This is a genomic window from Brevundimonas sp. Bb-A, from assembly GCF_009394735.1.
GTDB classification, from domain to species: Bacteria; Pseudomonadota; Alphaproteobacteria; order Caulobacterales; family Caulobacteraceae; genus Brevundimonas; species Brevundimonas aurantiaca.
Genome location: NZ_CP045456.1, coordinates 1698312 through 1717639, shown reverse-complemented (window position 1 = coordinate 1717639; position 19328 = coordinate 1698312). Strand labels below are relative to the sequence as shown.

The window sequence follows — 19328 nt, the reverse complement described above, 5'->3', positions numbered from 1 at the left end:
ATCAGAGCCCCGTGGTGACGTCGATCGACTGGCCGTCGGCCAGGGTCACGATCGCTTTTTTGATGTCGACGCGACGGCCGAGGATGCCCCGGAAGCGCTTGGTCTTGCCCTTTTGGACCAGGGTGTTGACCTTGACGACGTTGACTTTGAACAGGCTTTCGACCGCAGCGGCGATCTCGTCCTTGGTCGCCGTGTCGGCGACGCGGAAGACGACCTTGTTCTGCTCGGACAGGATCGTGGCCTTTTCGGTGATCACCGGGGCCAGGATGGTGTCGTAGTGCTTGGCGGTAGGTTGAGCGGCCATTACGCGGCTTCCTTATCGCTGAAGCGGGCTTCGATCGCCTCGACGGCGGCCTTGGTCAGCACCAGCTTGTCGGCCCGCAGGATGTCATAGACGTTCAGGCCGGCGTTCGGCAGCACGTCGATGTGCGGGATGTTGCGGGCGGCCAGACCGAAGTTGGCGTCGACTTCCGGACCCGCGATGATCAGAGCCTTGGTCCAACCCAGCTTGCCCAGCGTCTCGCGCAGGGCGGCCGTCTTGGCTTCCGTGACCGAGACGCTGTCGACGACGACCAAGTCGCCCGACTTCACCTTGGACGACAGGGCGTGACGCAGGGCCAAGGCGCGAATCTTCTTCGGCAGGGAGAAGCCGTGATCGCGAACGACCGGACCGAAGGCGCGCGAGCCGCCGACGAACTGCGGCGCACGGCGCGAACCGTGACGGGCGCCGCCGGTGCCCTTCTGCTTGTACATCTTCTTACCCGTACGAGAGTTCTCGTTGCGGGTCTGAACCTTGTGCGTGCCGGCGCGGCGCTTGGCCAGCTGCCAGCTGACGGTGCGGGCCAGGATGTCGCCGCGGATTTCGGAGATGCCGAAGACGGCGTCCGAGAGCTCCACGTCGCCGGCAGCCTTGCCGTCGAGTTTGATGACCGAGAGTTTCATTACGCTTCACCGCCTTCGGTCGCTTCGACGGCCGGCGCTTCTTCAGCGGGCGTCTCAGCGGGTTGAGCGGCCTTGTTCGACTTCACGGCGCCGGGGAACGGAGCCTCGGCCGGACGGGCCTTCTTGATGGCGTCGCGAACCTTGACGTAGGCGCCGTCATGACCGGGGACAGCGCCCTTGATCAGGATCAGGCCACGCTCGGCGTCCACGCGGACGACGGTCAGGTTCTGGGTGGTGACGGTTTCGGCGCCGTAGTGGCCGGCCATCTTCTTGCCGGGGAAGGTACGGCCCGGGTCCTGACGGTTACCCGTCGAACCATGCGAACGGTGCGACAGCGACACGCCGTGCGTGGCGCGCAGACCGCCGAAGTTCCAGCGCTTCATGGCGCCGGCGAAACCCTTACCGATGGTCTCGCCCTGGATATCGACCTTCTGGCCCGCCACAAAGTGGTCGGCCGACAGTTCGGCGCCCACGTCCAGCAGACCGTCCGCATCGACGCGGAACTCGGTCACATAGGCCTTGGGCTCGACTTCCGCCTTGGCGAAGGTCTCGCGTTGAGCCTTGTTGGTGTTCTTAGCCTTCTTCGCGCCAGCGCCCAGCTGGAGAGCGACGTAGCCGTCACGCTCCTGGGTACGTTGGCCGACGACCTGGCAGCCGTCGAGCTGCAGCACAGTGACCGGAACGTGCGCGCCGTCATCGGCGAACACGCGGGTCATGCCCAGCTTCTTGGCGATCACGCCCGTGCGCATCGGATCCCGCCTCTTTCTACTTAAATCTTGATCTCGACGTCCACGCCGGCGGACAGGTCGAGCTTCATGAGCGCGTCCACGGTCTGCGGGGTGGGGTCGACGATGTCGAGCACGCGCTTGTGCGTGCGGATTTCAAACTGCTCACGCGACTTCTTATCGACGTGCGGAGAGCGGTTCACGGTGAACTTTTCGATCAGGGTCGGCAGCGGAATCGGACCACGGACAGTGGCGCCGGTGCGCTTGGCGGTGTTGACGATCTCGCGCGTCGAAAAATCGAGGACGCGGTGATCAAAGGCCTTGAGCCTGATGCGGATGCTTTGATCCATATCGGTGCTTACTTCCAATGCGGTCGGAGGACCGCGTCCCTGTGAACCATTTCAAAGACCGAAGGCCTTCGGGCGCTAGGCCCTCAGGGTACGCAAATCCGCAAAAACGATCGGCCCACGCAGTCGCCTGCGAAGGCCGTTAAAGTCCTGGGTCACTGCAAAGAACAGGGTCTCAGGTCGTTCCTGCGAACCGCGTCTGCATCCGGGGATGCACAGCCGGTCCAACAAGAGTGGCGGCTTATGCCTAGCGATTCCGATTTCGTCAAGCGCGGAACCAAGAGCGGCGATAGGATTTTCCGCGCCGGTCGGAGGACGGTCGAACACCGCCTCCGCTGGCCGCAAATGATCAGGCCGCCGCCGTCTCCCCCGCCCTCATGAGCCGCGCCGCCGTCACCATATTGGCGAGCGCCGCCTCAGTCTCGGGCCAAGCCCGCGTCTTCAACCCGCAATCCGGATTCACCCAAAGCCGGTCCTGCGGCAGTTTGCGCGCCGCCGCCTTCAGCAGGGCGGTCATCGCCTCGACCGTGGGGACGCGCGGCGAGTGGATGTCATAGACGCCCGGCCCGATCTCGGCCGGATAGCGGTAGTCGGAAAAGGCGTCGAGCAGTTCCATCCTGGACCGCGAGGTCTCGATGGAGATGACGTCGGCGTCCATGGCTCCGATGGCCTGTATGATGTCGTTGAACTCCGAATAGCACATATGGGTGTGGATCTGGGTTTCGTCCCGGACCCCCGAGGCCGTGATGCGGAAGCTTTCGACCGCCCATTCCAGATAGTCGTCCCAGTCGGCGCGCCGCAGGGGCAGGCCCTCGCGCAGGGCGGCCTCGTCGATCTGGATGACGGCGGCGCCGGCGGTTTCGAGATCGACTACCTCGTCGCGGATGGCGAAGGCGATCTGACGGCAGGTGGTGCTGCGCGGCTGGTCGTCGCGCACGAAGGACCAGTTCAGAATCGTGACGGGGCCCGTCAGCATGCCTTTCACCGGTCTGTCGGTGAGACCCTGCGCATAGCGCCACCATTCGACTGTCATGGGCCTGGGCCGCGCGACGTCGCCGTAGAGGATCGGCGGGCGCACGCAGCGCGAACCGTAGGACTGCACCCAGGCGGCCTTTGTGAAGACGAAGCCGGACAAGTGCTCGCCAAAATACTGGACCATGTCGTTGCGCTCGAACTCGCCGTGGACCAGGACATCCAGGCCGAGCGCCTCCTGCCACTTGACCGTTCGCGCGGTCTCGTCGCGCAGCAAGCGGGCGTAGGCCGCATCGTCGATGACGCCTCGCCCGTGATCAGCGCGCGCCTTTCGGATCTCAGCCGTCTGAGGAAAGGAGCCTATGGTGGTGGTCGGATAGGCGGGCAGATTCAGACGCCCTCGCTGAACCTGGCGACGAATTTCAAAGCAGGAGTTTCTGAGCGCCAGGGCGGGGTCGGCATCGGCGGCTCGCGCCTGGACCTTGGGGTCGTTGATGCGCGGTGAAGTGCGACGTGAGGCGACCGAGGAGGTCGAGGCGTCGAGCGCCGCTTTCACCGCGCCGCGGCCTTCATTCAACGCCCGCGCCAGGGTGGCCAACTCGGCCACCTTCTGCACGGCGAAGGCCAGCCAGTCCTTGATCTCGGGATCGAGCCCGGTCTCCCGTTCCAGATCGATCGGGGCGTGCAGCAAGGAGGAGGACGGGGCGATCATCACCCTGCGCCCGGCCGCGACCAGGGGCTCCACCTTGTCCAGCACGGCGTTGAGGTCGGCCTTCCAGACGTTGCGGCCGTCAATGACGCCGAGCGACAGCACCTGATCGACGCCCGCCCCCGACGCGACCTGGGCCAACTGCTCCGGCGCCCGGATCAGGTCGATGTGCAGTCCGTGAACCGGCAGGCGCAGCACGGCCTCCAGATTATCCCCGAGCCCGCCGAAATAGGTGGTCAGCATCAGCTTGATCGGCGGCGTCACATCGGTCAGCACCCGATAGGCGTGATCATACGCCGCCCTCGCCTCATCGCTCAGATCGGTGACCAGGCAGGGCTCGTCCATCTGCACCCAGGTGGCGCCGGCGCGGGCCAGGGACCGCAGCACCTCGGCATAGACTGGCAGCAGGCGCGGCAGCAGGGTGAGGACTTCAAACGGCTCGCCCCGCGTCTTGCCCAGCAGAAGATAGGAGACTGGCCCCAGCAGCACCGGCCGGGTCTCGATCCCCAGCGCCTTGGCCTGCAGATATTCGTCCAGCGCCTTGGTCGAGCCGAGACGGAACGCCTGGTCGGCGGTAAATTCAGGCGCGAGATAATGGTAGTTGGTGTCGAACCATTTGGTCATCTCCATGGCCGGCGTCCCCTCGCCGCTCGCATGGGCGTGACCGTGTGCGCACGCCTGGCCGTCGCCCCGTGAACCGCGGGCCATGGCGAAGTAGGTCGCCAGATCGACACGATCCCCGCGCCAGCCGTAGGCGGGCGGCACGGCGCCGACCATGGCGGTCAGGTCGAGCACATGGTCATAGAGAGAGAAGTCGTTGGACGGCACGACGTCGGCCCCCAGGTCACGCTGGCGCGCCCAGGTCAGGCCACGCAGCTGGGCGGCGGCGGACAGAAGGGCCTCGGCGTCGGTCTTGCCGGCCCAATAGGCCTCGAGCGCGGTCTTCAGCTCTCTCTTGGGGCCGATGCGGGGAAAGCCGAGGGTGGCGACCTGGACGGTGTGGCGGGTCATGACGTTCGAAACCTGTGTTGTGGCCAGGCTTCGGACAGGGTCGCGCGGACGCCGACGCGGACGTGCAGGGTCCGGCGGCGCGCATGCGGCCTGACCGGACACCCCGCCGGAGGACGTTATCTGTCGGGGCAGGTCTCCTGGCTCACGGGTCGACGCCTAGGGTCCGGCCTTCCCGGCGTGAACGCCAGTGACACGAGATGGACCTTCGACTCGCCGCTTACAGTTGCGGGGGCAGCGCCGGTTTCACACCGGCTTCCCTCTTAGCTGCACGTGTTCCGAAGACCACGTGCAGACCACGACGGCTGAGGATGGCCTCACAATCAGCAGGCCGTCAATACATATAAGGATATGCTTATACGATTATGCGATTGCCACAGCTTAACCCTTTGCCTCCAGATGCGCCCACCCCTGACACATTGCGACCACAAGGCGTGGCGGATGGGCAACACGACAGTTTCAAGACACTTACGTAACGACGATTTAATGCTCAGCTTCGTCCGCGCCTGATAGCAGCCGCCCTCCCCGGACCCCCATCCGGGTCGAGACTGCTAAGGACAAAAGAAAATGAAGACGATCCTCCTCGCCACGGCCGCCGCCGCCCTGTTCGCCGCCCCGGCCTTCGCCCAAGACGCCGTCGGCTCGGTCGGCGTGACCTATTCCAACCCCTCGATCGAAGTCGCCGGCAACGATGTCGACGCCGACGTCTGGACCGTGGACGGCACGGTCGCCCTGCCGGCCGCTGACTGGACCGTGACCCTGAACGGCGCCGTCGACTACACCAAGGCCTTCGGTGAAGAAGACTTCACCGGCGTCGCCGCCGCCCACCTGACCAAGATGTGGAGCTCGGACGTCCGCGCCGGCGCCTTCGTCGCCGCCAACGGCATCGGCTCGGGCGATGAGCCGGTCTGGACCGTCGGCGCCGAGGCCCAGAAGTACCTGTCCAACGCGACCCTGACCGGCCTGGTCGCCTACACCACGGCCGACGACGCAGACGCCGACATCTGGACCGTCGGCGGCGACGCCGCCTTCTACGTCATGCCGAACCTGCGCCTGAACGCCGGCGTCAGCTACAACAACGTCGATGTCGCCGGCGGCGACGTGGACGCCTGGACCTACGGCGTTGGCGCCGAGTACGAAATCGAGAACAGCCCGTTCTCGGTCGGCGCTTCCTACACCCGCGCCGACATCGAGTCGGTCGACGTCGACACCTGGTCGGTCGGCCTGCGCTACAGCTTCGGCGGCGGTCTGCAAGCCCGCGACCGGGCCGGCGCCAACCTGGGCGTTTCGGCCATCACCAGCGTCCTGGGCGCCTTCTAAGCCTGACGGCCTGCTGACTAAAAAGAGCCCCGGCGGAGCGATCCGCCGGGGCTTTTTCATCGCCGCCGTCCCATTGCGGAAGATCCGGGGTTCCACGACCGGAGCCTTCCAGCGGCGAGAAGCGGATGTCAGCGTCCGATTTGAACGGAGCCTGAGCCGACGATTGACCGGGAGACCGAGCCGGTCGCCGCCGCAACATAGACGTCGCCGGACCCCGCTATCGCCACGTTGAGGTCGCGGGTCGTCCCTCCGTAGTGAACCTCGCCTGACCCGCCGATCGACACCGACAGCTTGTCCAGACGGCCCTGGCGCACGGTCACGCCGCCCGACCCGCCTATCGAAATATCCCCCTGGCCCGAGACAGCCGCCACATCGACCCGGCCCGCGCCCCCGACGCTGGTCTTCAGATTTCCGGTCGCGCCCGCCGCGACGGAGCCTGAACCGCCCACATTGGCTTCCAAGCTGCGTGAAGCGCCGGCTCGGATCGAGCCTGAGCCGCCGACGCTCAGTTCCAAGCCGCCGTCGACATTGGCCACCGTCCAAGAGCCGCACCCGCCGCTGTCCAGTTCGACCGAACGTGCGCCGCGTCCCACGGCGCCGAAAACAGCGCCCTCCGCGCTGACGTCCACATCACGCGGGGTGCGCAACACGATCAGCGGCGCGTCTTCCAGACGGACGCGGCCCAGGTTGCGCACCTCAACACTGGCGCCTTCGCCAAGTTGGGCGGCGCCCGCACGCCCGGCGTTGCAGTTGCGGATGTCGCCGCCCCACATCCCGGTGCGACGCAGGCCGCCGTCGATGCGGACGTCCCGTCCCTGACGACGGACCTGAAGCGCGGGCAGCCGGGAGCGTCCCTGCGTCACCTCCACGGCGACGTCCTGGCGGTCTTCGACGATGACGACGACGCGCGCGACAGCGTTGCGGATTTCGACCTCGGCGGCCGACGCCGGCGCGGCTGCGGCGCAGGCGGCCAATGCGGCGGCGGCGATCAGAACGGTCTTCATGAGAGCTCCCTTTCCCTGACTATGGGAGAAGGGTGATCGCCCGGGCGACCGAAGTCATTTTAACTTCAGGTCATGAACCCGAATTAACCTGGCCCCGCCTCAGGCCCGGATCTCTCCCGCTCCGTCGGCGGCGCCGATCTGCGGTTCGAAGTCGCGTTCGAAATGGGCGATCCGGCTCTTCAACAATCCGGCGCGCTTAAGGGCCAGAGAGGCCGCCCAGCGGGCCGCCAGCTCGGGCGTCCCCATGGCGTCGGTGCACCGCGGGCGTCCGCCGCGGCTGCGAAGGACGGCGTTGGTGAACAGGGCTCCGTTTCGGAAACGCGACGGCCAGGTCTGGAAGTCCATCGACAGGCTGACGCAGAACCGATCCAGATTCTCAACCCTGTGCGGCGCATACAGAGGCCAGGTCAGCGCCCGGCCCGGCTCCAGATCGATGATCTGCGCCTCTCGCTCGAAGGCCAGGTCATAGGGCAGTTCCTCGGTCGTCTGGCGGGCGACCACCTGTTCCATGTTCCGTTCCGGCAATCGCCGCTCGTCGCCGGGATAGACGTAGATCCGCTTGCGCCCCCGCATGTGGAACAGGACCACCCCTGCCGCGTCGAAATGATAGGGCACCCGCGCCTTGGGCGACGACAGGATCAGCTGACCGGCGTTCCGAACGGCTCTAAGACCGGGGTAGGTCGCCTGGATCTTGCGAAATTCGTCCATGGCGGCGGCCCAAAGCTCTGGCCAGCCGGTCTCCACGCTCCGCAAATTGACCCACAGCCGGCCCTGTTTGATGGCCTCCAGCAGGGCCTCGCCGGACAGCCGCCCTCGCGCGCCGGTCCGCAGACTGACCTGCCCCGCCTCGTCATAGTCATACAGGTTGATGTCGAACAGTTCGGCGGGATAGCGATCCAGCACCGTCGCCAGGACCGCATCCTCGGCGAACCCCTGATCGACCAGGGTGTGCGGGTGGTCCGCCGCCTCTGAGATCGGACCGGGATAGCGGGTGCGTCGTTCGTTCATCGGCTTTCCCCGGCTTCGCTTAGACGTGGGCCACGCGGGCCGGGCCTTTGCGCTTGGCCGCCGCCTTGCTCACGGCGGACCCAAGGGCGAAGGCGGCGCCGCGCAACTGGCCAAGCGAGGAGGCTTCGCAGGCCTCGATGGTGGACCAGCGGCGACGCAGAGAGTTGCGCAGGGCCTGCCCCCGTCCTCCGGCTCCGCCCAGGGCGGCCACGGCCGCCTCGCCTAGGCTCCGGCCCAGGCCGGGCCGGATCACGACCGCCTCCCGCACCGTCTGGCGCGCATTGACGAAATACTTCTTGTACCCCTCGCCTTCGAAACCGAAGTCGAAGACGCGGAAGCCGTCCGCCGCCGCCAGCCGCATCGTATCCATGCTCAACAGAATGCCGGGCGAACACCGCGCCAGCCGCGGCTCATAGGCCGGGAACCAGAAGTGGTAATGACGGCCGGCGTGGAGCGAAAACTCCAGCGCCACCAGGCTGTCGCCGGCGTGCATGACGGCCATGGAGGCGCCGAAGTCTTCGTGCCGGGCCAGCATCAGGGCGTGCAGCAGGTCGCGTGTCCATCCGCAGGCGAAGATGTCGTGCAGACCGGATCGACGGTACTGGGCCGCCTTCAGGGCGATCAGACGGTCCAGGAGAAGCGGGTCGCGCAGGCCCGCCTCGACGCGGATCGGCCCAAGCTCGGCCTCGAGACTGCGACGGGCGCGCTCCTTGTCCTTGAAATACTTGCCGTAGGTCGATCGCCGCTCGGCGTACCAGGCCTCGTAACCGGGCTCCGACATGGCGACCTGGACCGTTCCTCGCGCCTGCCCCGCTTGGGCGGGCCCCACCCAGCTCGGCACATTAAGCCTTCGCGGGTTCAGCACGCCGGCGACCGCCTCCAGACTGAGCATCTCGTCCTCGGCGGCGATGACGCCGTGGTAGTCGTTCATCGGGGCGCCCAGCGGCTGCACCGCGCCGCCGCGCCTCTGGTGGGGAAAGAAACCCACAATCCGCTCGCCCCGCCGAAACACGGCGACGGCGGCGCCCGGGCAGACGCGGGCGGCGATCTCAGTGAATTCCCACCGGAAATAGGGGCTGGCCAGGGCGGGGTTGGTTAAGGTCCACCACCGCCACAGGTCGACCGCGGCGGGATCCATCGCCTCCGCCTTCATGATCTCGACCTGCAGCGTTTCCGCCATGACGCCCTCGTGCGACCTCGACAGGCGAGGTCCGTTCCATCACGCCTCCTAACCAATCTCCTGTTTCGTTAGGGTTCACCGGCATGGTGAACGTCTGTTGACGCATGAGGAGGGAGCCGTGGCGCTCCGGATGCGTTGGCTCCGTCTCGGACGCCCCGCGTCTCCTTGGAAATGAAGCCGATGACCGACACCCGCCCCGATGACCGCAAAGTCGAGAATGAAAACCTGCGCCCGGACTCCGACGGCGAGCCGCCGCGCCCGGCGACGGAGCCAAAGGGCGCCGAAGGCTCCAGCAATTCAGGAAAGACGGCGACGGACCCGGCGACAGGGGAAGCGAACTGACCCCGCAGCCATCGTCCCCCGACCTTCCAGGATTATTCATGCCCCCTCGTTTCATTGTCCTGGCGCCAACCGTCGCCGCCCTGACCGTCGCGGGCCTGGCTGTCGCCGCCTGCGATCCCAACGACGACCGGCCGCCCGCCGCCCCCGCAGAGCAGACCGCCCAAGTCGGGGCGCAGGGCCGTCTGTCGCGCGACGCCATCGAGAACACCGCCTATTCCCCGCCGTCGACCGAGGGTGAAGGTGCGAGCCCTGCGGCTCGACCGCAACCGGACCCCGCCCTGATCCGCGCCCAAGTGCTGTTGCAACGCGCCCGCTTCTCGCCAGGCGCCATCGACGGTCTGGAAGGGTCCAACATGCGTCAGGCCGTCTCCGCCTTTCAGAAGGTCCAGGGTCTGCCCGTCAACGGCCGCCTCGACGCCGAGGTCATGGGGCGGTTGCGCGCCGCCAGCCAGGGCGCCGTGACCTCTACCTATGAGATAACCCAACAGGACGTTTCGGCTTCCTATCTCGGCATAGTCCCGACCGAGCTGGAGGCCCAGGGCCGGGCGCCGTCGATGGGCTACGCCAATATCGTCGAAGCCCTGGCCGAGCGCTTTCATGTGACCGAGGACCTGCTGAGGGCCCTGAACCCTACGGCAGACTTCAACCGCCCAGGCCAGAAGCTGCTGGTGCCCGCGATCAATACGACGCCCTTGGCTGCGGACGTCGAAAGGATCGAGGTGGACAAGGCCCAAGGCGCGGTGCGGGCCTATGGCGCGGACGGGACGCTGCTCGCCTATTTCCCGGCGACGATCGGCAGTCGGGACAATCCCACCCCGACGGGGACGGTCAAGGTCAACGGCGTCGCCCGCAATCCCGACTATGTCTATGACCCGTCAAAGCTCAGCTATGGCGATCTGGATCGCAAGGTGGTCGTGGCCCCCGGACCCAACAATCCGGTGGGCGTGGTCTGGATCGATCTGAACAAGCCCAGCTACGGCATCCACGGCACGCCGGATCCACATCTGGTCGGCAAGACCGCGTCGCACGGCTGCGTTCGCCTGACCAATTGGGACGCCTGGACCCTGGCCGACAAGGTCAAGCCGGGCGTGACCGTCCGCTTCGTCTAGGTGCTGGACCTAGTGGACGGCGCCGAAGGGCGTCCCGTCCCAGAAGTCGCAGTTGTGACGAGCGAAGAAGGCGTCATCCAGTCGATCGCCCTGGGCCGTAAACACCCGAACCGGCCCCGCGCCCGCCACACGGGGCCATTCAGCGCCGAAATCCTGCTGTCCGAATCCGGCCCACAGGCCCTGCATGCGGAGCGACAACGCCTTCTGCTCTGGCGTGAACCGGTCGACGTCGGCGAAGATCCAACTGGTCCCGAAGACATAGGCCAGTTCGCTGGCGTGATAAGCGCCCAGGTCCAGGCCCACGATCCCGTCGGGCAGGACGAATGGGGCGTCGCGATCGGCGAACTCATATCCCCAGACTGGCGTATAGCGCGACAGCTGACGCCGCAGGGCCTGGGACGGACAGGCGAACCTCTGGTCGGTGAAGTTGGCGGCGATGGCATAGGCCGGGCCATCCGGGCCGACCGGATAGCGGTCCAGCACGCGGGGACCGACATCGCCGTACATCCACAGCGTCTCCTTCTGGTAGCGGTCCATGTCCTTGACTTCATTGGCGAACAGACGCCCCTCGTCCAGATTGGTCCCGACGATGACGGGCACGCGGGTGAACCGCCCTTGGTCGATAGCCAGGGCGGGGTTTTCAGGCACGGTCGCATCGGTGTGCACCGGTCCCCACGACCCTGGGCCGTTGATGCCCGCCCGAACTGACGGCGCCCGCGACAGACGCCAGGCGGGCAAGGCCTTCAGGCAGGCGATCTGATCGGCGCCGGTGCAGCCCAAACGCCGGGCGAAGAGCGGGCCGGAGGCGGCGGCCTCTTCAGCGCTGACCAGAGACGAGGGCTCCAGACAGCCGCCGCTTTGCAGGATCATCCTCTGATAGAGACCCTCGGCCTGGGGCGAGGTCATCAGATAACAGGCGGCCCAGGCGCCGGCGCTTTCCGTGAACAGGGTGACATTGGCCGGGTCTCCGCCGAAGGCGGCGACGTTGCGGTTCACCCATTTCAGCGCCGCCAACTGATCCATCAGGCCGAAGTTGCCGCCGAACCCCTCACCCTCAGCCTGGAACTGAGGATGCGCCAGCCAGCCGAGGGCCCCCAGCCGGTAGTTCAAAGTGACGACCACCCGGTCCTGATCCACCGCCAGCCGCGACGGATCGTAGTTGGCGCCCGAGCCCACGGTGAAGGCGCCGCCCGGTATATAGACCATGACAGGCCGGCGCCGCTGCGGTTCGCCGGCCGGGGCGTAGATGTTGAGGTAGAGGCAATCCTCTGACCCGACCACCAGACCGCCCCCGCCGCCCAATATCGCCTTGCGCCCTATAGCCTGGGTGCAGTCGGACCCTATGCGGGTGGCGTCGCGCACCCCGCTCCAGCCTTCAACGGGCTGAGGCGCCCGCCAGCGCAGTTCGCCGACGGGCGGGCGCGCGAAGGGCACGCCCAGAAACGCCCGCGCGCCCGCGCCCTCTACGCCCCGAACCGTCCCGGCCTCGGTGGCGGCGAGAACCGGGCGAGCGTCCGGCGCAAACTTAATGGAGAGGACCTTGCCCGGATGGACGGCGCAGGCCGCCAGAACGAGGGACGCGAACAGCAGCGACAGCAGACGCATAGAGAACCTTGGCCGTGACGAAGCGACTTTAACGCGCGCGCCCGTGCAAATATCCCTGTGCGAACCGATTCAGTCCCGCAGAACGACCTAGGGCCAAAGGCGCTGTCGCAGCCAGGCGTCGCCGTCGCGGGTGAAGCGCAGCCGGTCATGCAGGCGGAACGGCCGGTCGCGCCAGAATTCGACGACATGGGGCGTCACCCGCCAGCCGCTCCACCGCTCAGGACGCGGCACATCCAGGTCCTCAAAACGCGCAGTCTCGCGGGCGACGGCCGCCTCCAGGGTCTGGCGATCGTCCAGCGGTCGCGACTGGTCCGAGGCCCAGGCGCCGATGCGGCTCTCGCGGGCCCGGCTGGCGAAATAGTCGTCGGCCTCCTGAGGCGTCACCGGTTCGACTGAGCCTCGCACCCGCACCTGACGGCGCAGCGACTTCCAGTGAAAGGTCAAGGCGGCGACCGGCCGCGCCGCCAGTTCGACGCCCTTGGCGCTTTCGCGGTTCGAATAGAAGGTGAAGCCGCGCGCATCGACGTCCTTCAACAACACGATCCGCGCGTCCGGCATGCCGTCGGCGTCCACGGTGGACAGGGTCATGGCGTTGGAATCATTGACCTCATGCGCGCGCGCCTCAGCGAGCCACTCGATGAAGGGACCGATCGGTTCGGTGCGGTCGAACAGGCTTTCGTCGCCGTTGGCGGCCAGGGCGGCGGCGTAGTCGCGAGCGTATTCCTCTCGCGACGGACTGGGCGGGATCACTGGTGCGGTCATGCGCAGGATTTAGACTGTGAAGGAGCCGATGAAAATGATCGGGATCAAATCCCCCCTCCCCGCCGTCCAGATCAAGCTGGTTAACCCGGCGTTGACCCTAAGGCGCGAACGGTAGCGAAATGAGCCCTTCTCATTTCCGATCAGACGCCGATGCGGTTCGAGACGCCCTTTCCACCTTGGGGCTTCAGGACGCCGCCGACGCTGAATCGCTGAAGGCGGCCTTCCGCGCGGCGGTCAAGGCGGCGCGCCCGGACCAGCCTGGCGGAGACGCCGATCGGTTTCGCAGAGTCATCGCCGCCTATCGCCTGGTCCAGGCCTACAGGCCCGGCGACGCCGCGCCGAGGACGCCGGACCGCCCCGCCGCCCCGCCTGTGCTCAGCCTCAGCCCCTTGCAGGCGGTCGCGGGCGCCAAGATTGATCTGCGGCTGGGTGCGCGCACGATCCGGGTCGCGGCGCCGCCGGGCCTTCGAACCGGAGAGACGCTGCGACTGCGCGGCGGGGCGGCCGACGGGGCGGACCTTCTCCTGGCGGTGCTGATCCGCCCCCAGGACGGCCTGTCGGTCCTGGGCGACGATCTGTTCATGAGTTGGCCGACGCCTCAGCGCCTGTTGCAGGAAGGCGGTCGGGTCGAGATCGACACCCACGCCGGGACACGTTCCGCCTGGATCACGCCGGACCGTGCGGCGCCGGTCCGCATTCGGCTGAAAAACCTGGGCCTGCCGGCGCGCGGGTCACGCCCCGCAGGCCATCTGTTCGTCACCTTGACGCCGTCGTCCGACACGCGGTCCTCGGCCGAAGACCTGCTGGCGCAGTTCACCCGGGCCTGGACGCCGGAACGGCTGGCGGCCTGAGGCCGCAAAGCGCTTCGCGAACCCGGCGTGACGGTTTCGCCGGGCGCCGTCATGCTCTAAGCGTCGCCCTATGTCGCACAACACCTTCGGCCATCTGTTCCGCGTGACCACCTGGGGCGAAAGCCACGGCCCAGCCATCGGCTGCGTCGTGGACGGCTGCCCGCCGCTGATCCCTCTGACCGAGGCCGATCTTCAGCCTTGGCTTGACCAGAGAAAGCCCGGCGGTTCGCGCTTCGTGACCCAGAGGCGCGAAAGCGACACCGCGCAGATTCTGTCGGGCGTGTTCGACGACGGCGAGGGCCCGGTCACGACCGGCACGCCCATCTCGATCCTGATCCAAAACGAGGACCAGAGATCCAAGGACTATGGCGAGATCGCGCGGGCCTATCGTCCCGGCCATGCCGACTTCACCTATCAGACCAAATACGGCGTCCGCGATCCGCGCGGCGGCGGGCGCTCGTCGGCGCGCGAGACGGCCAGCCGGGTGGCGGCGGGCGCCGTGGCGCGCAAGGTGCTGGGCGACGGCGTCAAGATCCGCGCCGGCGTCGTCCAGATCGGCCCGCACCGCATCGCGCCGGACGCCATTGATTTCGACGCCGTGCATGGCAACCCGCTGTTCGCCGCCTCCAGCGCGGTCGTTGCGGAATGGGAGGCCTATCTGGACGCGGTCCGCAAGGCCGGCTCGTCGATCGGCGCCGTCGTCGCCCTGGAGGTGACCGGCGTGCCTGCCGGCTGGGGCGCGCCACTCTACGGCAAGCTGGATTCCGAACTGGCCGCCGCCCTGATGTCGATCAACGCCGCCAAGGGCGTGGAGATCGGCGCCGGCTTTGGAGCGGCGGAATTGTCGGGAGAGGACAACGCCGACCAGATGAGGCTGGACCTGAACAAGCAGCCGGTCTTCCTGTCGAACCATGCGGGCGGAGTGCTGGGCGGCATCTCCACAGGACAGCCGGTCACGGCGCGGGTGGCGTTCAAGCCTACCTCCTCGATCCTGACGCCGCGCCAGACCATCACCCGTGACGGCGAGGAGGCCGACCTGCGCACCAAGGGCCGGCACGACCCGTGCGTCGCCCTGCGCGCCGTGCCGGTGGTCGAGGCCATGGCCGCTTGCGTCCTGGCCGACGCCCTCCTGCGGCACCGCGCCCAGGTCGGATGACGGACATCCGACCCATCCGCAAAGGGGAAGACGAGGCGGTCATCGCACTTTGGACAGCCTGCGGCCTGACGCGCCCCTGGAACGACCCGGTTGCGGACCTGAGTCTGGCGAAGGGCGGCGCGACCTCCGCCGTTCTGGTCGCGGCGGACGACGCCGGAATAGGCGGGACCGTCATGGTGGGCTTCGACGGCCATCGCGGCTGGGTCTATTATTTGGCGGTTGATCCTGGGCGTCGCCGCACCGGCTTGGGGCGCAGCCTGATGGCGGCGGCGGAAGACTGGCTGATGGTTAGAGGCGCCCCCAAACTTCAGCTCATGGTCCGCAGCGATAACGAAGCGGCTATGGGCTTTTATCAGCGACTGGGCCTGGAGCGGCAGGAGGTGATCGTACTCGGCCGCAGGCTGGACGGCTGACAGGCGTCGCCGTTCGCTCTGTCCTTCGGCTTCTCGTCCTGCCGCATGAGCGCCATCAGGCCGGTTAGACCCGTCGTCATCACGATCATCGCCGAATCCTGCAATTGCGAACCGTTTGCAGGTTTGCGCACATCTGAGCGGCGTGCAAGACAGGTTCGTCGGTGGCGCCGCACTCCAGGAGATCAACCGTGCGTGAAGACGGAAAGCTGGACTACCTCGAACTGCCCGCTGCAGACCTGCCCAGCACCAAGCAATTCTACAGTCAGGCCTTCGGCTGGACCTTTGTCGACTACGGCCCGACCTACGCCGCCTTTGACCAAGGACTGGACGGCGGTTTCGACGCCGACGAGGCGGAACGAACGAAGACGCCTCTACCCGTTCTCTACGCGAACGACCTGGAGGCCATGCAGGCCAAGGTCGAGACGGCCGGCGGCGTGATCCTGAAGCCGATCTACGCCTTTCCGGGCGGTCGTCGTTTCCACTTCGCCGATCCTGCCGGGACGGAGATGGCGGTCTGGTCGGAAAACTGACCCCAGGACGTCAGCGGGCGTCCACCGACTGCGCAATCCTCTCGGCCAAGTCGCGGGCGGCGTCGTCCACACTCGCCACCCAGATATGGATTTCCTGGGGCGCGGACGGCCGCTGGAACAGGTGCTCCAGCGCCTGACGTCGCCCGCCTTCGCTGACCACGACCGAGGCGCGCCCTCCGGCCCGCACCACCTCGCCGTCGTAAATGGGGAATTGCGACGCCGGACCCACATAGATCATGACGAGGGGAAGCCCCCCGGCGGCCCGAACCGAATAGACGGCGGCGTCGGCGCCCGCCGGGGCGCGGGTCAGGATCAGGCTCTGCGGCAGCTCAAGGGTGAAGGGCAAGGCGGCGATAGCGGCGGCGTCCAGGCCTGACAAGCCGACAGGGTTCGCCGACGGCGCAGCGCTGGTCGCCGAAGAGGTCGGCGCGGCCGGCGACGTGACGGCGGGCGTCGTCGCGGGCGTCGGCCGTGGTGGTGGCGTGATCGCCGGTCGCACCGCCGGAGAGGTCGGCGCCGCAGCCGAGGGCTCGGCCCCGATCGCAGCGGACGTTGCGGAGGGCGTCGCGGGCGCGGGCGCGGCGGCCGGCGCACGCCCCGCCGACAGGCTGTTGAGGTCGCGCGTCACAGACGACGCCCCCGACTGAATCGGCGCCGCCCCGGTTTGAGAAGAGGTCGCCGGCGGCTGGGGTTGAGATGCGGTCGTCGGTTTGAAGGGCGGACCGCTGTTCAAATCCCGCGTCAGATCCGACGGCGAGCGCGGTGCGGACGACGCTTCTTGACCAGACAGAAGCGTGGCGGCGAGAGCGAGAGCGAACATGGCGCGACCTTTACGCGCCGCAGGCTGAACCGCAAGGCCCCGTCAAGCGCGCGGCAGCTCGATCCAGAAGGTCGCGCCCTCGCCCGGCGCCGACACCACGCCTATGGCGCCGCCTTGAAGCTCAACCAGCCGCTTGGCCAGGGCCAGGCCGACGCCGTGGCCTTCCACGCTGGATCGTTCCAGCCCCAGACGGTTGAAGGGCTCAAACAGCTGCGCCTGCTTCTCCTCGGACAGGCCGGGGCCGAAGTCGGACACCTCGATGCGAACGCAATCCTCCTGCTGGATCGCTCGCAGGATCACGCCGCCGCCCGCACCGCCGTATTTGAGCGCATTGACCGCCAGGTTGGTCACGACCTGAACCAGTCGTTGGGAGTCCGCCACGGCCACCGCGTGGCCGTCCTCGCAGACGACGGTGATCTCCACGCCCTGGGCCTCGGGCAACAGCACCGCACTGCGGCGGACGTCATCGAGCACGCCCACCACGTCGGTCGGGCGCAGTTCGACCTTGACCGAGCCGGATTCGGCGCGCGCCACGTCCAGCAGATCGTGCGCCAGGGCCTCGACCTGGCGGGCCGTCTTGACCAGCATGTCCGCCATCTCCGCCTGTTTCGGCGTCACCGGGCCCAGTTGCCCGCTTGACCAGAGTTGGCCGATGCCGATGACGCCCGCGACCGGGCTTTTGATCTCGTGCGCGACATTGGCCAGCAGGCGAGACTTGGCTTCGGAAGTCATTTCGGCCCGAACCTGTCCCAGACGCGCTCGCTCGGCCAGCCGATCTCGTTCCTCCAGAAGGGCGGCCACCAAAAGGGTCGGCATATAGCCGATGAGAACCAACAGCTGCGCTATCAGCACCTGTTCGGCGCGCTCCATTCCGGTGACATAGGGGCCGGCGCCGGCCATGGCGCTGCCCACCGCCAGGATCGAGACGAGCAGAAGGCTGAAGGCCGAGCCCGCCACGCCCAGACGCACCGCCACCGCCAGCAGCAGCGGCGTCATTATGAAGCCCATGGACATCTGTCCGGTGAAGCCGATGTAGTAGAAGGCCAGAATGGCGGCCATCAGGCCCGCCGCCTCAAATCGCGTCTGCGAGCGGTTCAGGCGGGTCAGGGTGGAACGGGTCAATGAAAGCCCCAGAGCCCCGATCACCGCAATGCCGAGGGTATGGCCGAACCACCAGGTCTTGAAACTCTCCAGCGACGCCTCCTGACCCAGATGCGGCAGGGCAAAGGCCACCGCCAGGCCTGCGGGGACAGGGGCGATCAGGGCGCAGAGCAGAAAGCGGACGGTGCTGCCCAGACTGAGAATGTGCAGGCTCGGCAAAACTCGACGCACCAGAAACACAGCCGCCCCGATCTCGATCAGATTGCCGGCAGTGAACAGCAACGACAGCGCCGGACTGTTTCCCGAGATCAACTCGCCGATCATGAGGCTGACGGTCAGAACCAGGGCGTAGACCATGTCGTGACGGCGTCCGCTGCCGGTCCTCAGCCAGACCGCAACCGCCACGCCGCTGGCGGCCCACAGGCCGACCATCAGGCCGGAGCTGCGCGCAAAATTGACCGCCACGGCGACCAGCAAGGCCACCGCCACGCCGGTCAAGACAGGCACGACGGGGTGGGCGAACAGATCACTGGCCGCCTTGCTGCGGCCTAGGCCGGCTGCCGACGCAGGGGCTGCGGTTGCGATGTCGAGCGCGCGGCTCATCGTCATGTAAAGGGTCTCGGCGAATGGATCCGCCGAAGACTAGACGCCGATCATGCTAAAATACCCTGAAGCAGGGGCGCGGGTCAGAATTTCAACCTTTCGTTGAAAGCCTTGACCGCCGCCGCCGGCCCCTCGGCATAGGACCAGACTCCGCTGCTGACGGCGATGAAATCGGCACCCGCGCGGGCGAGATCCTGGGCCGTGTCCACCGTGATCCCGCCGATGGCGACACAGGGCGCCTCGACCGTTTCCTGCCAGACGGTCAGAAGCTCCAACTCCGGCCGGTGCGTCGTGGTCTTGGTGCCGGTCGGATAGAAGGCGCCGAAGGCGACATAGTCGGCTCCGCCCTCTGCGGCGTCCCAGGCCAGTTCACGGTCGTCGTGACAGGTGACGCCGATCATGGCGTCGGGCCCCATGATCCGCCGAGCCTCGGCCAGAGAAGCGTCCTGCTGGCCGATGTGCACGCCGTCGCATCCGGTCTCCTTAGCAAGATCCGGGCGGTCGTTCAGCAGAACGGCCACGCCGCGGCGACGCGCGACGGGCGCCAGCGCCGCGACCGCCGCCCGGACCGCGGCGTCGTCGGCCGGCTTGAGCCGGATTTGCAGCGCCGCCACGTCGCCGGCGTCCAACGCCTGACCCAACAGGTTCGCAAAGGCGTCCAGATCCGAAATCACCGGCGGGGTGATCAGATAGAGGCGGCAGGGCGGACGGGCGGGAACGGTAGGGGTCTTGGCCATGGCGCTGCTTCCCTCTCCTGCGACCATTCGTCAACGGTTTCAGACGGCGCAGAGCGTGCGAACGACTTGCAATCGCCTTAACCG

General features: G+C 67.3%; 21 protein-coding genes and 1 riboswitch. Of the genes, 8 read left to right on the top strand and 13 right to left on the bottom strand.

The window, feature by feature from the left end; genetic code table 11:
* Position 1: 1 nt before the first annotated feature.
* The 5 genes from BSP_RS08455 to metE form a co-directional block, all read right to left on the bottom strand.
* Positions 2-304 (bottom strand): 50S ribosomal protein L23, encoded by a 303-nt coding sequence (locus tag BSP_RS08455; protein WP_054765458.1) that lies wholly within the window; start codon positions 302-304, stop codon positions 2-4.
* A complete protein-coding gene (rplD, locus tag BSP_RS08450) occupies positions 304-942 on the bottom strand; it encodes a 50S ribosomal protein L4 (RefSeq protein ID WP_152949958.1) in 639 nt (212 codons plus the stop codon). The genes BSP_RS08455 and rplD overlap by 1 nt, the downstream gene beginning before the upstream one ends.
* Complete coding sequence (rplC, locus tag BSP_RS08445; protein ID WP_152949956.1) at positions 942-1691, bottom strand: 50S ribosomal protein L3; 750 nt, start codon at positions 1689-1691, stop codon at positions 942-944. Before rplC ends, rplD begins: the two co-directional genes overlap by 1 nt.
* A 20-nt stretch (positions 1692-1711) precedes the next feature.
* Positions 1712-2017 (bottom strand): 30S ribosomal protein S10, encoded by a 306-nt coding sequence (gene rpsJ, locus BSP_RS08440; protein WP_003164367.1) that lies wholly within the window; start codon positions 2015-2017, stop codon positions 1712-1714.
* Between the two features lie 346 nt (positions 2018-2363).
* Positions 2364-4706, bottom strand: a complete 2343-nt coding sequence (metE, locus tag BSP_RS08435) for a 5-methyltetrahydropteroyltriglutamate--homocysteine S-methyltransferase (RefSeq protein WP_152949955.1) — start codon at positions 4704-4706, stop codon at positions 2364-2366.
* 109 nt (positions 4707-4815) lie between these two features.
* Positions 4816-5019, bottom strand: a riboswitch (cobalamin riboswitch).
* A gap of 251 nt (positions 5020-5270) precedes the next feature.
* Between metE and BSP_RS08430 the strand changes: the two genes are divergently transcribed.
* Positions 5271-6023, top strand: a complete 753-nt coding sequence (locus BSP_RS08430; RefSeq protein WP_152949953.1) for a porin — start codon at positions 5271-5273, stop codon at positions 6021-6023.
* Positions 6024-6151: 128 nt separating this feature from the next.
* Here the strand turns inward: BSP_RS08430 and BSP_RS08425 are convergent, their stop codons facing one another.
* The 3 genes from BSP_RS08425 to BSP_RS08415 all read right to left on the bottom strand — a co-directional run bounded on the left by BSP_RS08425 (position 6152) and on the right by BSP_RS08415 (position 9215).
* The gene (locus tag BSP_RS08425) at positions 6152-7027 is read right to left on the bottom strand and encodes a GIN domain-containing protein (RefSeq protein WP_152949952.1); all 876 of its coding nucleotides are present in this window, start codon (positions 7025-7027) and stop codon (positions 6152-6154) included.
* Positions 7028-7126: 99 nt separating this feature from the next.
* Complete coding sequence (locus BSP_RS08420; protein ID WP_152949950.1) at positions 7127-8035, bottom strand: transcriptional regulator; 909 nt, start codon at positions 8033-8035, stop codon at positions 7127-7129.
* A gap of 19 nt (positions 8036-8054) precedes the next feature.
* The gene (locus BSP_RS08415; protein ID WP_152949949.1) at positions 8055-9215 is read right to left on the bottom strand and encodes a GNAT family N-acetyltransferase; all 1161 of its coding nucleotides are present in this window, start codon (positions 9213-9215) and stop codon (positions 8055-8057) included.
* A gap of 180 nt (positions 9216-9395) precedes the next feature.
* Between BSP_RS08415 and BSP_RS16210 the strand changes: the two genes are divergently transcribed.
* Together BSP_RS16210 and BSP_RS08410 are read left to right on the top strand one after the other, a co-directional pair.
* Positions 9396-9557 carry a hypothetical protein gene (locus tag BSP_RS16210; protein WP_191555498.1) on the top strand — a complete coding sequence of 54 codons (162 nt, stop codon included), beginning with the start codon at positions 9396-9398 and terminating at the stop codon, positions 9555-9557.
* A gap of 38 nt (positions 9558-9595) precedes the next feature.
* Positions 9596-10666 (top strand): L,D-transpeptidase, encoded by a 1071-nt coding sequence (locus BSP_RS08410; RefSeq protein WP_054765450.1) that lies wholly within the window; start codon positions 9596-9598, stop codon positions 10664-10666.
* A 9-nt stretch (positions 10667-10675) separates the two neighbouring features.
* Here the strand turns inward: BSP_RS08410 and BSP_RS08405 are convergent, their stop codons facing one another.
* Positions 10676-12271 carry a carboxylesterase/lipase family protein gene (locus BSP_RS08405; protein WP_152949947.1) on the bottom strand — a complete coding sequence of 532 codons (1596 nt, stop codon included), beginning with the start codon at positions 12269-12271 and terminating at the stop codon, positions 10676-10678.
* A gap of 87 nt (positions 12272-12358) precedes the next feature.
* Positions 12359-13033 carry a pyridoxamine 5'-phosphate oxidase gene (gene pdxH / locus BSP_RS08400; protein ID WP_054765448.1) on the bottom strand — a complete coding sequence of 225 codons (675 nt, stop codon included), beginning with the start codon at positions 13031-13033 and terminating at the stop codon, positions 12359-12361.
* 119 nt (positions 13034-13152) lie between these two features.
* Here pdxH and BSP_RS08395 point away from each other — a divergent pair, with 119 nt between their 5' ends.
* The 4 genes from BSP_RS08395 to BSP_RS08380 all read left to right on the top strand — a co-directional run bounded on the left by BSP_RS08395 (position 13153) and on the right by BSP_RS08380 (position 15983).
* A complete protein-coding gene (locus BSP_RS08395; RefSeq protein ID WP_152949945.1) occupies positions 13153-13884 on the top strand; it encodes a DnaJ C-terminal domain-containing protein in 732 nt (243 codons plus the stop codon).
* A 70-nt stretch (positions 13885-13954) separates the two neighbouring features.
* On the top strand, positions 13955-15040 hold the full coding sequence (aroC, locus tag BSP_RS08390; protein ID WP_152949943.1) for a chorismate synthase: 1086 nt from the start codon (positions 13955-13957) through the stop codon (positions 15038-15040).
* A complete protein-coding gene (locus tag BSP_RS08385) occupies positions 15037-15453 on the top strand; it encodes a GNAT family acetyltransferase (RefSeq protein ID WP_152949941.1) in 417 nt (138 codons plus the stop codon). Before aroC ends, BSP_RS08385 begins: the two co-directional genes overlap by 4 nt.
* A gap of 188 nt (positions 15454-15641) precedes the next feature.
* On the top strand, positions 15642-15983 hold the full coding sequence (locus BSP_RS08380) for a VOC family protein (RefSeq protein ID WP_152949939.1): 342 nt from the start codon (positions 15642-15644) through the stop codon (positions 15981-15983).
* A 10-nt stretch (positions 15984-15993) separates the two neighbouring features.
* Here the strand turns inward: BSP_RS08380 and BSP_RS08375 are convergent, their stop codons facing one another.
* The gene (locus BSP_RS08375; RefSeq protein ID WP_152949937.1) at positions 15994-16329 is read right to left on the bottom strand and encodes a hypothetical protein; all 336 of its coding nucleotides are present in this window, start codon (positions 16327-16329) and stop codon (positions 15994-15996) included.
* Between BSP_RS08375 and BSP_RS08370 the strand changes: the two genes are divergently transcribed.
* Positions 16319-16630 carry a hypothetical protein gene (locus tag BSP_RS08370; protein WP_152949935.1) on the top strand — a complete coding sequence of 104 codons (312 nt, stop codon included), beginning with the start codon at positions 16319-16321 and terminating at the stop codon, positions 16628-16630. The genes BSP_RS08375 and BSP_RS08370 overlap by 11 nt on opposite strands.
* Positions 16631-16845: 215 nt before the next feature.
* Here the strand turns inward: BSP_RS08370 and BSP_RS08365 are convergent, their stop codons facing one another.
* Positions 16846-18513: a HAMP domain-containing sensor histidine kinase gene (locus tag BSP_RS08365; protein ID WP_152949933.1), complete on the bottom strand. Its 1668-nt coding sequence runs from the start codon at positions 18511-18513 to the stop codon at positions 16846-16848.
* Between the two features lie 77 nt (positions 18514-18590).
* Positions 18591-19244 carry a thiamine phosphate synthase gene (gene thiE / locus BSP_RS08360; RefSeq protein WP_152949931.1) on the bottom strand — a complete coding sequence of 218 codons (654 nt, stop codon included), beginning with the start codon at positions 19242-19244 and terminating at the stop codon, positions 18591-18593.
* Positions 19245-19328: the final 84 nt, after the last annotated feature.

Excerpts from the sequence above, each read along its gene's own strand:
- BSP_RS08455 (WP_054765458.1), bottom strand. The coding sequence starts at position 304 with ATGGCCGCTCAACCTACCGCCAAGCACTACGACACCATCCTGGCCCCG.
- rplD (WP_152949958.1), bottom strand. The coding sequence starts at position 942 with ATGAAACTCTCGGTCATCAAACTCGACGGCAAGGCTGCCGGCGACGTG.
- rplC (WP_152949956.1), bottom strand. The coding sequence starts at position 1,691 with ATGCGCACGGGCGTGATCGCCAAGAAGCTGGGCATGACCCGCGTGTTC.
- rpsJ (WP_003164367.1), bottom strand. The coding sequence starts at position 2,017 with ATGGATCAAAGCATCCGCATCAGGCTCAAGGCCTTTGATCACCGCGTC.
- metE (WP_152949955.1), bottom strand. The coding sequence starts at position 4,706 with ATGACCCGCCACACCGTCCAGGTCGCCACCCTCGGCTTTCCCCGCATC.
- BSP_RS08430 (WP_152949953.1), top strand. The coding sequence starts at position 5,271 with ATGAAGACGATCCTCCTCGCCACGGCCGCCGCCGCCCTGTTCGCCGCC.
- BSP_RS08425 (WP_152949952.1), bottom strand. The coding sequence starts at position 7,027 with ATGAAGACCGTTCTGATCGCCGCCGCCGCATTGGCCGCCTGCGCCGCA.
- BSP_RS08420 (WP_152949950.1), bottom strand. The coding sequence starts at position 8,035 with ATGAACGAACGACGCACCCGCTATCCCGGTCCGATCTCAGAGGCGGCG.
- BSP_RS08415 (WP_152949949.1), bottom strand. The coding sequence starts at position 9,215 with ATGGCGGAAACGCTGCAGGTCGAGATCATGAAGGCGGAGGCGATGGAT.
- BSP_RS16210 (WP_191555498.1), top strand. The coding sequence starts at position 9,396 with ATGACCGACACCCGCCCCGATGACCGCAAAGTCGAGAATGAAAACCTG.
- BSP_RS08410 (WP_054765450.1), top strand. The coding sequence starts at position 9,596 with ATGCCCCCTCGTTTCATTGTCCTGGCGCCAACCGTCGCCGCCCTGACC.
- BSP_RS08405 (WP_152949947.1), bottom strand. The coding sequence starts at position 12,271 with ATGCGTCTGCTGTCGCTGCTGTTCGCGTCCCTCGTTCTGGCGGCCTGC.
- pdxH (WP_054765448.1), bottom strand. The coding sequence starts at position 13,033 with ATGACCGCACCAGTGATCCCGCCCAGTCCGTCGCGAGAGGAATACGCT.
- BSP_RS08395 (WP_152949945.1), top strand. The coding sequence starts at position 13,153 with ATGAGCCCTTCTCATTTCCGATCAGACGCCGATGCGGTTCGAGACGCC.
- aroC (WP_152949943.1), top strand. The coding sequence starts at position 13,955 with ATGTCGCACAACACCTTCGGCCATCTGTTCCGCGTGACCACCTGGGGC.
- BSP_RS08385 (WP_152949941.1), top strand. The coding sequence starts at position 15,037 with ATGACGGACATCCGACCCATCCGCAAAGGGGAAGACGAGGCGGTCATC.
- BSP_RS08365 (WP_152949933.1), bottom strand. The coding sequence starts at position 18,513 with ATGACGATGAGCCGCGCGCTCGACATCGCAACCGCAGCCCCTGCGTCG.
- thiE (WP_152949931.1), bottom strand. The coding sequence starts at position 19,244 with ATGGCCAAGACCCCTACCGTTCCCGCCCGTCCGCCCTGCCGCCTCTAT.